Source organism: Paraburkholderia sp. SIMBA_027 (genome assembly GCF_046535315.1).
Taxonomy (GTDB): Bacteria; Pseudomonadota; Gammaproteobacteria; order Burkholderiales; family Burkholderiaceae; genus Paraburkholderia; species Paraburkholderia tropica.
On sequence record NZ_JAWRWY010001187.1, the window covers coordinates 1 to 252 of the forward strand.

Genomic DNA, 252 nt, shown 5'->3' on the forward strand with positions numbered 1-252 from the left:
TGTGGCGGCAACGCCAGCCTCGGAGGCCTGGTACTCGGCCAGTGCAGCTTCGCGTCCGCGTCGCAGGCCGCCAAATACATCCACCTCCCAGCTCGCATCAAGGTCGAGCTCGTAGGAACTTCCGTATCGATCAAAGCCAGGGGTTGAATTCAGCACTTGGCCGAGCGGCGTCTCGATTGACTGATAGGAACGCGCAGCCTGACCACTGATGTTTCCCGAGGGCAGTAAAGCGGCATTGGCGGCGCCCAGTCC

Annotated in this window: 1 pseudogene; it reads right to left on the reverse strand. The window is 61.9% G+C overall.

Annotated elements, in window-relative coordinates:
* Positions 1–252: pseudogene (locus tag SB764_RS42895) on the reverse strand (TolC family protein); the annotation flags it as partial.